This is a genomic window from Pseudomonas sp. S5F11, assembly GCF_019641515.1.
GTDB lineage: Bacteria > Pseudomonadota > Gammaproteobacteria > Pseudomonadales > Pseudomonadaceae > Aquipseudomonas > Aquipseudomonas rhodesiae.
Window position 1 is genome coordinate 4380704 of the sequence record NZ_JAIFJZ010000001.1, and the last position, 12540, is coordinate 4393243.

The following is a 12540-nucleotide window of genomic DNA, read 5'->3' on the forward strand; positions in this document are numbered from 1 at the left end:
TATGATGTTTTTAAATTCGGTTGCGCGGCCTGTCGTTTTTGGAATTATTGGGGATATTGGTTCAATAATTCTCCCCCCCAAACCACCTAAACCACCTAAACCACCTAAAGTGGATGTGCCTGGGGGAGGGAAAGTGGATGGGCCTAAGCCAGGAGACGTTTCAACACCAAAGTCGGGAGACGGTGGCAAGACCGATTACGATCAAACCTACATTGATAAACAAGTGGGTAAATTTGAAGGGGAAGGACAGGTCCTTGGTCAGAAAGAACCTGGGTCTGCTCCCACTACAGAGACCACTCTTACTCCAGAACAGGTTGAATATAGAGACGCACAGCAGAAGAAGTGGCAAGCTGAACAAGACGCAAAAAAGCGGGATCAGTTATTTGCACAGCCGACCTCAGGTCACATAGACGGAAAGACGCCTGAACCATTTTCGCAGAGCGGCCTTGAAGAAAGCGTCGAGACGGTATTGAAGGCGGGGAAAGAAGGCCGAGCGCTACCACTTCAGATACGCAATATGGTCAAGACCGCATTGATTAATGCGCCGATCACCGCGCTCTTCGCGGCTCCCGCGACACTTGCCTCCAACGTCGCTTACGAGTATCTAAAACCCAAAATTAATCCACCGGCGACTCCGGCCACAGAGCAGCATGTTATGGAGTCGCAATTGGTCGAAAATGCTCAGAGGAACGTGTTTATGTTAATGAATACGTATGCTGCTCTTGGTTCACAAAAGGGCATTGAACCCAGTGTAGAGTGGTTGTCCAAGACAAATGATGAACGTATGGACTACCTTGATGAGATGCTTAATTTCCTTGAGGTGGAGTTTGCTAAATTAGCAGGAAAGGATGGCCCTGAATCTCAGCCTCCGAAACTAGGCGCACAAGCAGATGATATCAAGGGTCGGGCCATTGGTATGCAGACGAGAATCGCATACCTTAAAGGGCTGTTGGACGTTATAAAGTCCAAGCAACAGTGAATGCTGGCGATACGCATCGTGTAGTGGGCTGTTCCGAAGGAACTGTTCATAAGCAGTTGCTCGGTTAAACGGGGCAACTGCTTTCACTGTTGTTCAGCAATAGCACACCCTAAGTAGGGGCACTATAACTGTCCTCACCTAGGGTGTGTTTTTTCAGCAGTTACCTGTATTCGCCGAGGCGCACACGCTAGGTGCAGGCCCCCGCTACTGCGCTGGGCGTCTGCTGTATAAAAGGTGCGATTTCCCGCCCCCTGCGCTAACCTGCCTCGATGTTTTACGAGGTCAACTATGCACATTCATATTCTCGGTATTTGCGGCACGTTCATGGGCTCGATGGCGGTTCTGGCCAAAGAGCTGGGCCATCATGTCACCGGCTCCGATGCCAATGTTTACCCACCCATGAGCACGCAACTGGAAGCTCAGGGCATTGAGTTGACCCAAGGCTACGACCCGGCGCAATTCGATCCGGTCCCGGACCTGGTCGTGATCGGCAACGCCATGTCCCGTGGCAACCCGGCGGTCGAGTACGTGCTCAATAAAGGCTTACCTTATGTGTCCGGCCCGCAGTGGCTGGCGGATCATGTGTTGCAAGGTCGCTGGGTATTGGCTGTTGCGGGCACCCACGGCAAGACCACCACCAGCAGCATGCTGGCCTGGGTGTTGGAGCATGCGGGCATGAGCCCGGGCTTCCTGATCGGCGGCGTGCCGCAGAACTTCTCGGTATCGGCGCGTCTGGGCGAGACCCCGTTTTTCGTGATCGAGGCGGATGAATACGACAGCGCTTTCTTCGACAAGCGTTCCAAGTTCGTGCACTACCGCCCGCGCACAGCGATATTGAACAATTTGGAATTCGATCACGCGGATATCTTCCCTGATCTGGCGGCGATCGAACGGCAGTTCCACCATTTGGTGCGCACAATTCCGAGCGAGGGCCTGGTGATCCACCCGACCACCGAACCGGCCCTGCAGCGAGTGATCGACATGGGCTGCTGGACCCCGGTGCAAACCACCGGTGTTGGCGGCCAGTGGCAGGTCAAGTTGCTCAGTGACGACGGCTCGCGATTTGAGGTGCTGTTCGAAGGCGAGGCCCAAGGTGTTGTCGATTGGGACATGACCGGTCAGCACAACGTGGCCAACGCATTGGTGACCCTGGCGGCGGCGCGGCATGTGGGCGTGGTTCCGGCCATGGGCATTGTGGCGTTGAGCGCATTTAAAAGCGTGAAGCGCCGGATGGAAAAAGTCGCCGACGTGAATGGCATTACCATCTACGATGACTTTGCCCACCACCCGACGGCCATCGCCACCACCCTCGACGGCCTGCGCAAACAGGTCGGTGATGCGCCGATCATCGCCATTGTCGAACCGCGCTCCAATTCCATGAAGCTCGGCGCCCACCGCGACGGCTTGCCGGAAAGCGTCAATGATGCCGACCAGGCCGTGTGGTACGCCCCGGCCAACCTCGGCTGGGACCTGCCGGCCATTGCCGCGCAGTGCACAGTGCCTTCGCAAGTGTGCGACTCCATCGAAGGCATCATTGCGTTCGTCAAACAAAAAGCCACGCCGGGCACCCATGTGGTGGTCATGAGCAACGGCGGTTTCGGCGGCCTGCATGGCAAACTGGCCGAGGCCCTGAAATGAGCGGGCCGGAACGCGTCACCCTGGCGATGACCGGCGCATCCGGCGCCCCCTATGGCTTGCGCTTGCTCGATTGCCTGGTGCGCGAGGACCGGGAGGTGCACTTCTTGATTTCCAAAGCCGCGCAATTGGTGCTGGCCACCGAGACCGATGTGGCGCTGCCCGCCAAGGTGCAATCGATGCAAGCCTTTCTCACCGAGTACACCGGTGCGGCGGCGGGGCAGATCAAGGTCTACGGCAAGGAAGACTGGATGTCGCCGGTGGCCTCGGGCTCCGGAGCCCCGGCGGCGATGGTGGTGGTGCCGTGTTCTACCGGCACCTTGTCGGCGATTGCCACCGGCGCCTGCAACAATTTGATCGAGCGCGCGGCGGACGTGACCTTGAAGGAGCGGCGCCAACTGATCCTGGTGCCGCGCGAGGCGCCGTATTCGAGCATTCACCTGGAGCACATGCTCAAGCTATCGAATATGGGCGTGACGATTTTGCCGGCGTCGCCAGGCTTCTATCACCAGCCGCAAACCATCGATGATCTGGTGGATTTTGTAGTGGCGCGCATTCTCAATCTGTTGAATATCCCCCAAGACATGCTGCCGCGGTGGGGCGAGCACCATTTGAGCAGCGATGAATAAGGCGCTGCTGGTGCTGCTGGCGTTGCACCTGACCGGCTGCGCCACGGCGCGCACGTTGGACGCAGCCAAGCCGAACGCGCCGGTGGTGTATGCCGGCACGCGTTTGGATTTATATGCGATGAATGGCGGCTGCTGCGCCAAGGACCGGTTTGGGGCCGAGGCGCCGAGCTATCCCGGCGTCGACCTGCCGGCCAGTGCGTTGCTCGACACCTTGCTGTTGCCACTGTCGGTGTTGACGGTGCTGGGGGTGGGGTTCAACGCCACGGGCGGGCTTTAACCTGGGTTTACAGGTCAGTTGCCCCTCCGCCATCGGGGGCAACCCCCCCTCCCATATTTGGGGTTATTTACCGAGCTTGCGCAGTTCGTCCGACTCCACCACCCGCACCCCGTCTTGCTCTTCCAGTGCCAAGCGCCACATGGCGCGGGCCAGTTCGCACACTTCGATGCCGTGGTATTTACCCGGAATCAGACGCGACAGCGGGCCGGCCAGTTGTTCGGCCAGGCGCGGTTTGAGGCGTTCGCCCAGCAGCAACGATGGGCGCACGATGGTCAGTTGTGGCCAGTCCTGAGCTTTGAGCGCTTCTTCCATTTCCCCTTTCACGCGGTTGTAGAAGATCGAAGACTTCGGATCGGCGCCAATCGCGCTGATCACGATCAGGTGTCGCGCGCCCATTTCCCGGGCTCGCTTGGCGAAAGCCACCACCATGTCCAGGTCCACCGCGCGGAACGCTTCTTCGGAGCCTGCTTGCTTGATGGTGGTGCCCAGGCAGCAGAAAGCAATGTCTACCTGGCCGCTGAGCCGGGGCAGGAACACCGCCGGGTCGCCCACTGGGTTTTCCAGGCGCGGATGTTCGGCCAACGGTTTGCGGCTGGGCGCAAGTACACGGGTGACGGTGGGTTCGTTGAGCAGGCGGTCGAGCAGGTGTTCGCCCGTTAGGCCGGAGGCTCCGGCAAGCAAAATATGCTGAGGTGTCAGGTACATGGTGTTTCCCCCTTGTTACACGGTTCAGCTTAGTTGCCTTTGGCTTCCTTGCTATTCATTGAGACGCTTTCGAGCGCCTTTCGTGCCTGCTGTTTACGTAATAGTTGCCAATGGGTGATCACGCCTTTGGGGGCCCATATCTGCGGCTCGGACGCTTCGAAGTTGTCCGCCTGCTCACGTTCGCTCACATGCCCTTGGGCCAGCTTGAAGGCCTGTTGCAAATCGTCGGTCTGGTTGAGCGCCTGGGCGAAGAGGGCGTCGCCGAAGTAGGTAAAGTCGGCTTCTTCGGAACAACCGAAGGACACGCGGTCGGCGCGCGACGCCGTCATGATCAGGGTGCGGTCGTCTTTCAGCACAGGGATGAAACCGCCGGAGTAACAGGCGGAAATCACAATAATTTTGTCGCGGTTTTTCAGCGGCGCCATTACGGCCGCCAGTTCGTCGGCGGGCAGGTCGGCCAGCTCCATGCGCGGTTGGTCCAGTACCAGTTCATGTTCATGGGTGCCGTGGCTGGTCAGGTAGATGAACACCAGGTCTTCCGGCCCAGTGCGATCAGCCAGGGTTTGCACGGAGCGGCGCAGGCTCTCGCGGGTGGCCAGCGGGCGGTCCGCGATGTGGTCGCGGTGATTGACCAGGCGAATCTGCCCGCGTGCGCCAAAGCGGACCGCCAGCAGATTGCTGACGTAATCGGCTTCGCGCAGGAACACGCTCTGTTTGCCGTCACCGGCCAACACCAGGGTGTACAGCTCGACGGCGGGGGTGGAGGCCGGTACGGCCGCGAGAGCGGCATCTAGCAGATGGCCTTGGGCCAGAACGCCGATTTCCAACGGGTCGGGTAATAACTTGCCCTCCGCGTCGCGTACGCGCATGCCATTGACCCAGGTGCCGGCCTGTACGGTGCCGTCGGTGAGTACGAGGGTGCCACGGCCCTGGTAGTTATCGCTGTCGAAGCCACCGATATAGAAACTGCCGTCGGTGAGGTTCAAGCGGCCTTGTCCACTAAAGCGCCAGTCGGCGAACTCGCCGACATAGTGGCTGCCATCCGCGCCGATCAACTCGCCCTTACCGGTCAGCGCGCCTTCCTTGAACTGGCCGATCCATACGTCACCATCGGCGTTTTCGTAACGGCCCTTGCCGTTGAGCTGGTTCTGTTTGAATTGGCCGATGTAGATGTCGCCATCGGCGCTGTTGAAGGTGCCGTTGCCTTCCAGTTGGCCATCGACGAAGTGGCCGCTGAACTGGTTGCCGCTGTCGTCGTTGCGCTGGCCTTCGCCATTGGGTTTACCGTGGGCGAACTGGCCTTGATACTGGCTGCCGTCGGCCAGTTCCAGGCGACCGAGGCCTGAATATTGGTCGTCCTTGAACTCGCCACGGTAGGTCATCTGCCCTTCTTTGAGGGTGCCTTCGCCATGGCGACGACCGTTCTTGAACCCGCCCACATACTGGCTGCCAGCGGTGGTCAGGCTGCCTTGGCCGTCGAACAGGCCCTGCTTGAACTGCCCTTTATAGACCTCGCCGTTACTGCCATGCCATTCACCCTGACCGTGCCACTGGCCCTTGTCGAACGTGCCGGCGTACCAACTGCCGTTGGGGTAATCCACGCGGCCCTGGCCTTGCAGCAAACCATTGACCACATCGCCCCGGTAACGGCCGCCATCGGGCAGGCGCGCATCCGGCGGCAACAGCGATTCGCCATCTCCGCAAGCGGTGAGCAACAGGACAAGGGCAAGGGGGGCGAGTGGGCGCATAGCGGGATCCGGATAATTGAGCGCCGAGTATGCCGCAGCTGCGAGTTTCATACATAAATTTACATACCCTGTGGTGAGTGTGCGTGCCTCACCACAGGCAAACCCTTATACGAAGCAGAGCGATAGGGACTCGGCAATGTAAGCGGGTTTTTCCTGGCCTTCGATCTCCAGGGTGGCGGTGGCCTTGAACAGCCATTGGCCGGGCTTTTTCTCGGTGACGTCAGTGAGCGTGACGTTCAGGCGTACCTTGGAATTGACTTTCACCGGCTGGATGAAGCGCACGCTGTCGAGGCCATAATTGATCGCCATTTTCAGGCCCTCAGGCACGATCAGGATGTCTTCCATCAACTTCGGCATCAGTGACAGCGACAGAAACCCATGGGCGATGGTGCTGCCGAACGGCGTCTGCGCGGCCTTGACCGGGTCGACGTGGATGAACTGATGATCGCCGGTGGCCTCCGCGAACAGGTTGATACGGGCCTGGTCGATGGTGAGCCATTCGGAACGTCCCAGTTCCTTGCCGACATAATCGTTGAGCTGCGCTACGGGTACATAGGGCATTGCGTCTCTCCTTGGTTCATCGGTTTTATCCCGGCACAGCCATGTATTTATCCAGTGGCGGCGGGGCTTTTATGGGTGACAGAGAACCACTGTAGATCATCATGGCCCATCAGCTCGGTCAACCCACCATGCTTATGGCGAATGCCTAGGCATAGCGCCAGCGTGCTTATAATGCGGACGGGTTTTAAAGGGGAGAGGACGGATGCTGTTACGTGGCCTGACGTGGCTGGTGCTGTTTCAACTCATCGGCACGGCGCTCAATCATTTGCTGTTGCCGGTTCTGCCGGGGCCCATCATTGGCCTGCTGCTGATGCTTGGCTTTCTGGTGTGGCGCGGCGAGGTGGGTGAGCCCTTGAGCCTGGCCGCCAGCAGCCTGTTGCGCTACCTGCCGTTGCTGCTGGTGCCGCCGGCAGTCGGGGTGATGGTGTATGCCAAGGCTATTGCTGCGGATTTCTGGGCTATTGTCGGCGCCCTCGTGTTGTCGCTGGTAATTGCCATGGCCGTGATCGGCGTGATGATGGAGCGTTTGGCCAAGCGGCATGCCAGTGAGGAGGAGGGCCAATGATCTTCGACTGGCACGGAGCCTGGACGGCAGTGATTCATCATCCCTTGTTCGGGATCGGTATCACCCTGGGCGCCTATCAACTGGTGCTGGCGGGCTTCGAGAAAACCCGCTGGATCTTCCTGCAACCGGTGTTGGTGTCGATGCTGCTGGTGATCGGTGTGTTGCTCAGCTGTGGCCTGAGCTACGCCGAGTACCGCAAGAGCACCGAGATCATGGGCATCCTCTTGGGCCCGGCGACGGTGGCCTTGGCGGTGCCGCTGTACCTGAATTTGCGGCGGATTCGCCAATTGTTCTGGCCGATTTTTACTACGCTGGTGATAGGTGGGGTCTTCGCCACCGGTCTTTGCGTGCTGCTGGGGTGGTGGTTTGGCGCCGAACACATGGTGCTGATGACCATGGCACCCAAGTCGGTGACGTCGCCGATCGCCATGCTGGTGGCCGAGCAGATCGGCGGCGTGGCGGCGCTGGCGGCGGTATTTGTGTTGATCACCGGCGTGGTCGGCGCGATGGTCGGCCCGGCGTTGTTATCGCGTCTGGGCGTTCACAGTGCCGAGGCGCGTGGCATGGCCCTGGGCATGACTGCCCATGCCGTCGGTACTTCGGTGGCCTTGCAGGAAAGCGAAGAGTGTGGCGCCTTCGCGGCGCTTGCCATGAGTTTGATGGGCGTGGCTACGGCGGTGTTCCTGCCGCTGGCCGTGTCGGTCATTGTTTAAACCGGGTTTAAGGAACGCTTTATGAATCTGGCGCTGTTTCCACTCAATACCGTGCTGTTTCCTGGCTGCACGCTCGACCTGCAGATCTTCGAGGCGCGCTACCTCGATATGATCGGGCGCTGTATGAAGAAGGGCGAAGGTTTCGGGGTGGTGTGCATCCTTGGAGAGGCCAGGGCCGACGATATGACGGACGCTTACGCGGTGGTCGGTTGTGAAGCGCTGATCCGCGACTTCAAACAGCAGGACAACGGCCTGCTGGGCATTCGGGTTGAGGGCGGGCGACGTTTTCATGTATCTGACGTCACGGTGCAGAAAGACCAGTTGCTGGTGGGCGAGGTGCGCTGGCTGGATGAGCAACCGGACAGCGCCCTTGAAGAAGAGGACGAAGACCTGCTGGCCTTGCTTCAGGTCCTGGCCGAACACCCGATGGTCGCCTCATTGGACATGGACACCAACGCTCAGGGCCAACAAGCGTTGGCCAACCAGCTGGCGTATTTGCTGCCGTTCACCGATGACGACAAGATCAAGCTGCTGGAAATGGACAGTCCGCAACAGCGCCTGGATATGATCCAAGTCCTGCTCGACGAACTTCAGGGCGAGCTGTTCACTTAATAGGCGTAGCGCAACAGGGCATGGGATGTGCCCGCCAGCGCGATAAAACTCAGCACCGCCACCAGCGCCGGTAGTAGCAGCCACCAAGTTTTCCGTGGCATGGCGGGCAAGGGGCTTCGATATTCGCTAAGCCCCAGGCTGAACGCGCACACCGTCATTGCCAGCAACGTGCCGGCGAGGATGTCCGTGGGCCAATGGGCGCCGAGGTAGACCCGCGACAGTGCGATGAACGCCGCCGGAATACAGCCCAGCAGCATCCAGGTCAGGCGCAGCCGTGTGGGCTGACCGCGACCGGCCAAGACCGCCAACGCCAGGAAAAACGCGAACGCGCCGGACGCATGGCCGCTGGGCATGCTGAAACTGGTCAATGGGTCTGTGAGGATTTCCGGGCGGCCGCGAGCGAAAAACAGTTTGGTCCCGGTATTGATAAGCGCAGACCCCGCCAGCGTGGCACCGACAAACAGCGCGTGGCGCCATTGCCGCGCCAATACCAGCAAGCCGGTGAACACCGCACTGGCGAAAAACATTTTTTTGAATTCGCCCAGTTGAGTGATCCGCACCATTACTTCATCCAGCCAAGGGCTGCGATGCTCCTGTACCAGCGCACTCAGGCCATGGTCAAAATTGTCCAGCGAGTGATAGCCGATAAACAGCGCGATCAATAACGTCAGGCTGGCGCCGCCTATCCATAACGTGGCGCGACGATGCCCCCGCAGGCTGCTATTCAGGCTTAGCCCGATCACGACCGCAAGGCACCCTGCGACCACCGCCGCTTCCGGCCAGAACCCTTCCGGCAACGGCAAGCGGAACGCGGCGCCGGTCGCCCAACCCGGCAGCAAATAGGCCACCGACCAACCCGCCGCCGCCAGAATGCTCACCCCGGCGAAACGCGGGAACGGCATGTCGCACATGCCGGCCACCATCGGCAGCATGGGGCGTAGCGGGCCGATAAAACGGCCGACCAGCAGGCTGGCGATCCCGTATTTGTGAAAGTAGGTCTCGGCGCCGTTCATCCATTCGGGGTGATGACGTAAGCCGGGCAAACGCCGTATGTTCTGATGGAAATGTCGTCCCAGAAAGTAGGAAACCCCATCGCCGAGCAAGCCGCCGAGGAACCCCAGCAGCAGCGTCTCGCTCAAGGACAGCGCGCCGCTACCGGCCAAGGCGGCGATAGCGAACAGCAGCACCGTACCCGGTACGATCAAGCCGGCAATCGCCAGGCACTCCACGCACGCGACGATGAACACCGCCACGGCCAGCCATTGAGGGTTGATGCTCAGCCAGCCGGTAATGCTATCGAGCCATTGGCCCATACAATCCACTCCATCGGTGTTCTTGGGAATTCACAGCAAAAAATAGTCGCGGCCTTCGACCTGGCCTCGGCGCAACGGGTTCCGCGTGCAATAAGGCGCGTAGCCAGCATCGACGAAGCGGTACATCAGGTGTTCGTCACGCCCGCTGGGGATGCCCAGGCGGGTGGTCTGGATGATCTGCGTCGGGGTCTGGCCGACGTCTTCGACGTAAAGCAGTTCTTGGTCAAACCGTTTGGCGTCCCACATCGGCACCTTCAGCCCCAGCGCCTTGCACAACAGCGTCTGGCCCGCGCACAGCTTGTGCGAGGGGCGGGGCAGACCTTTGGCGTCCGGGTTGTTCAACAGCATCTGCGCCAGGCTGGCTGGGCCGGCGATTGCGTCGACCCATGGATAGGCGGATTTGATCAGCACCGCATTACCTGGGCCATGGGCGCTGAAATTCAGAGAATCGCCGCCACGGGCGTAATACATGTAGATGTGCCCCCCATCCAGAAACAAAGCCTTACGCTTTTCTGTGTAACCGAGAGACGCGTGGCTGCCCTTTTCGGCCGCGTAATAAGCTTCGGTTTCGATAATTCGCGCCGAAAGCCAGGTTTCGCCGACTCGGTGGCGAATGACTTTTCCGAGCAATTCACGCGCGAGCACTTGCGCATCGCGGTCGAAGAAGCTGTCGGGCAGGGCGCTGGCGGGGGTTGGAAGAGCGGAACTGGGCATGGCGTCGGCAGTTATTACGGCTAAATGTGACCGGATGATAACAACTCCCACCTTAATTACGGCTGAAGCTCATGTTTTTACAGTTCATTTCGACCATCCGCCCCTCACCGCTGTCAGTCGGGCGGCGTCACGGCTATAATCTGCCGCTTTCCTCTTTGCCAAGACTCCCCGACCATGACTGAGTCCGTTCTTGACTACATGACCCGCCTGGGTCGCGCTGCCCGCCAGGCGTCGCGGTTGATCGCCCGTGCGAGCACTGCGCAGAAAAATCGCGCCCTGCTGGCGGCCGCCGACGCTCTGGATGCCTCGCGCTCCGAGCTGACCGCCGCCAACGAACAGGATCTGGCCAACGGCCGTGCCAATGGCCTGGAGCCGGCCCTGCTGGACCGCCTGGCACTGACCCCGGCGCGTATCGACGACATGATCGAAGGCCTGCGTCAGGTAGCCAAGCTGCCTGACCCCATCGGTGAAATCCGCGATATGCGTTACCTGCCGTCCGGCATCCAGGTGGGCAAGATGCGCGTGCCCCTGGGCGTGATCGGCATCATCTACGAGTCGCGTCCTAACGTGACCATCGACGCCGCAAGCCTGTGCCTCAAATCCGGCAACGCCACCATCCTGCGCGGCGGCTCCGAGGCTATTCATTCCAACCGTGCCATCGCCGCGTGCATCCAGCAGGGCCTGGCCGTGGCCGAGTTGCCGGCCGAAGTGGTGCAAGTGGTGGAAACCACCGACCGCGCCGCCGTTGGCGCGTTGATCACCATGCCGGAATTCGTCGACGTCATCGTGCCGCGCGGCGGCAAGAGCCTGATCGAACGCGTGAGCCGCGATGCCAAGGTGCCAGTGATCAAGCACCTGGACGGCGTGTGCCATGTGTACATCGACATTGCGGCCGATATCGACAAGGCGATCCGCATCGCCGACAACGCCAAGACCCATCGCTATGCGCCGTGCAACACCATGGAAACCCTGTTGGTGCACGCCGGCATAGCCGAGCGCGTATTGCCGCCGTTGGCCGCGATCTACCGCGACAAGGGCGTGGAACTGCGCGGTTGCGAGCGTACCCGCGCGTTGCTGGGCGCCGACGTGATCGAAGCCACCGAGCAGGACTGGTACACCGAATACACGGCGCCGATCCTATCGATCCGCATCGTTGACGACCTGGATCAGGCCATCGAGCACATCAACACCTACGGTTCCAAGCACACCGATGCGATCGTGTCCGAGCATTTCAGCGATGCCCGGCGCTTCCTCACCGAAGTGGACTCCGCTTCGGTGATGGTCAATGCCTCGACGCGCTTTGCCGACGGTTTCGAGTACGGCTTGGGCGCGGAGATCGGGATTTCCACCGACAAGCTCCACGCACGCGGCCCGGTGGGCCTGGAAGGCCTGACCAGCGAGAAGTACGTGGTGTTCGGCGACGGACACGTGCGCACTTGATGGCTAAGCGCATTGGGCTGCTCGGCGGTACCTTCGATCCTGTGCACATCGGCCATCTGCGCAGCGCTCTGGAAGTGGCGGACGCACTGGCGCTGGATGAACTGCGCCTGATCCCCAATTTCCGGCCGCCCCATCGCGACACGCCGCAAGTGTCGCCACAGCAGCGTCTGGAAATGGTGCGCCTGGCGGTGGAAGGCATTGCACCGTTGGTGGTGGACGACCGCGAGCTCAAGCGCGATAAACCGTCCTACACTGTCGACACCCTGGAACTGATGCGCGCCGAACTGGCCGCGGACGACCAGTTGTTTCTGCTTTTGGGCTGGGACGCATTTTGCGGCCTGCCCTCTTGGCATCGCTGGGAGGATCTCCTCCAGCATTGCCACATCCTGGTTTTGCAACGCCCGGATGCCGACAGCGAACCGCCGGATGCCTTGCGCAACCTGCTGGCCGCGCGGTCGGTAAGTGACCCCTTGGCCCTGACCGGGCCGAACGGGAATATTGCATTCGTCTGGCAGACCCCGCTTGCGGTGTCCGCCACCCAGATCCGTCAACTGCTGGCCAGCGGTAAGTCGGTACGGTTCCTGGTGCCTGACGCGGTCCTGGCCTACATCGATGCGCACGGGCTTTACCGTGCGTCGAACTGAAAAGG

Annotated in this window: 14 protein-coding genes; 9 read left to right on the top strand and 5 right to left on the bottom strand. The window is 60.4% G+C overall.

The features are described from left to right. Window position 1: 1 nt before the first annotated feature. The 4 genes from K1567_RS19795 to K1567_RS19810 all read left to right on the top strand — a co-directional run bounded on the left by K1567_RS19795 (window position 2) and on the right by K1567_RS19810 (window position 3520). A complete protein-coding gene (locus K1567_RS19795) occupies window positions 2–979 on the top strand; it encodes a hypothetical protein (RefSeq protein WP_144419328.1) in 978 nt (325 codons plus the stop codon). A 288-nt stretch (window positions 980–1267) separates the two neighbouring features. Then, window positions 1268–2617 (top strand): UDP-N-acetylmuramate:L-alanyl-gamma-D-glutamyl-meso-diaminopimelate ligase, encoded by a 1350-nt coding sequence (mpl, locus tag K1567_RS19800; protein WP_034100929.1) that lies wholly within the window; start codon window positions 1268–1270, stop codon window positions 2615–2617. Then, a complete protein-coding gene (ubiX, locus tag K1567_RS19805) occupies window positions 2614–3243 on the top strand; it encodes a flavin prenyltransferase UbiX (protein ID WP_034100928.1) in 630 nt (209 codons plus the stop codon). Before mpl ends, ubiX begins: the two co-directional genes overlap by 4 nt. Further along, window positions 3236–3520 carry a YceK/YidQ family lipoprotein gene (locus K1567_RS19810; RefSeq protein WP_034100927.1) on the top strand — a complete coding sequence of 95 codons (285 nt, stop codon included), beginning with the start codon at window positions 3236–3238 and terminating at the stop codon, window positions 3518–3520. The genes ubiX and K1567_RS19810 overlap by 8 nt, the downstream gene beginning before the upstream one ends. Before the next feature lie 63 nt (window positions 3521–3583). On the opposite strand, the gene K1567_RS19815 is transcribed toward K1567_RS19810, so the two are convergent. From K1567_RS19815 to K1567_RS19825, 3 genes are all read right to left on the bottom strand, one after another. Beyond that, window positions 3584–4225 carry an oxidoreductase gene (locus tag K1567_RS19815; RefSeq protein WP_034100926.1) on the bottom strand — a complete coding sequence of 214 codons (642 nt, stop codon included), beginning with the start codon at window positions 4223–4225 and terminating at the stop codon, window positions 3584–3586. Between the two features lie 29 nt (window positions 4226–4254). Then, window positions 4255–5973 carry a C13 family peptidase gene (locus K1567_RS19820; RefSeq protein WP_034100925.1) on the bottom strand — a complete coding sequence of 573 codons (1719 nt, stop codon included), beginning with the start codon at window positions 5971–5973 and terminating at the stop codon, window positions 4255–4257. 105 nt (window positions 5974–6078) lie between these two features. Further along, window positions 6079–6534, bottom strand: coding sequence for a MaoC family dehydratase (locus tag K1567_RS19825; RefSeq protein WP_034100924.1), 456 nt, complete (start codon window positions 6532–6534; stop codon window positions 6079–6081). Between the two features lie 202 nt (window positions 6535–6736). Between K1567_RS19825 and K1567_RS19830 the strand changes: the two genes are divergently transcribed. Genes K1567_RS19830 through K1567_RS19840 form a run of 3 tightly spaced genes read left to right on the top strand, consistent with a single transcriptional unit; the run spans window position 6737 to window position 8424 of the window. Next, entirely contained in the window at window positions 6737–7099 is a 363-nt protein-coding gene (locus K1567_RS19830; protein ID WP_034100923.1) for a CidA/LrgA family protein, read from the top strand. Next, on the top strand, window positions 7096–7812 hold the full coding sequence (locus K1567_RS19835) for an LrgB family protein (RefSeq protein ID WP_034100922.1): 717 nt from the start codon (window positions 7096–7098) through the stop codon (window positions 7810–7812). Before K1567_RS19830 ends, K1567_RS19835 begins: the two co-directional genes overlap by 4 nt. A gap of 21 nt (window positions 7813–7833) precedes the next feature. After that, complete coding sequence (locus tag K1567_RS19840; protein ID WP_034100921.1) at window positions 7834–8424, top strand: LON peptidase substrate-binding domain-containing protein; 591 nt, start codon at window positions 7834–7836, stop codon at window positions 8422–8424. On the opposite strand, the gene K1567_RS19845 is transcribed toward K1567_RS19840, so the two are convergent. Next, window positions 8421–9737: a bifunctional DedA family/phosphatase PAP2 family protein gene (locus tag K1567_RS19845; RefSeq protein ID WP_047882936.1), complete on the bottom strand. Its 1317-nt coding sequence runs from the start codon at window positions 9735–9737 to the stop codon at window positions 8421–8423. The two genes, K1567_RS19840 and K1567_RS19845, sit on opposite strands and share 4 nt — an antisense overlap. Before the next feature lie 30 nt (window positions 9738–9767). Beyond that, a complete protein-coding gene (locus K1567_RS19850) occupies window positions 9768–10451 on the bottom strand; it encodes a DNA-3-methyladenine glycosylase (protein ID WP_034100919.1) in 684 nt (227 codons plus the stop codon). 174 nt (window positions 10452–10625) lie between these two features. Here K1567_RS19850 and K1567_RS19855 point away from each other — a divergent pair, with 174 nt between their 5' ends. Both K1567_RS19855 and nadD read left to right on the top strand, forming a co-directional pair. Continuing rightward, window positions 10626–11891 carry a glutamate-5-semialdehyde dehydrogenase gene (locus tag K1567_RS19855; RefSeq protein ID WP_034100918.1) on the top strand — a complete coding sequence of 422 codons (1266 nt, stop codon included), beginning with the start codon at window positions 10626–10628 and terminating at the stop codon, window positions 11889–11891. Beyond that, window positions 11891–12535 carry a nicotinate-nucleotide adenylyltransferase gene (gene nadD / locus K1567_RS19860; RefSeq protein ID WP_034115210.1) on the top strand — a complete coding sequence of 215 codons (645 nt, stop codon included), beginning with the start codon at window positions 11891–11893 and terminating at the stop codon, window positions 12533–12535. The genes K1567_RS19855 and nadD overlap by 1 nt, the downstream gene beginning before the upstream one ends. Window positions 12536–12540: the final 5 nt, after the last annotated feature.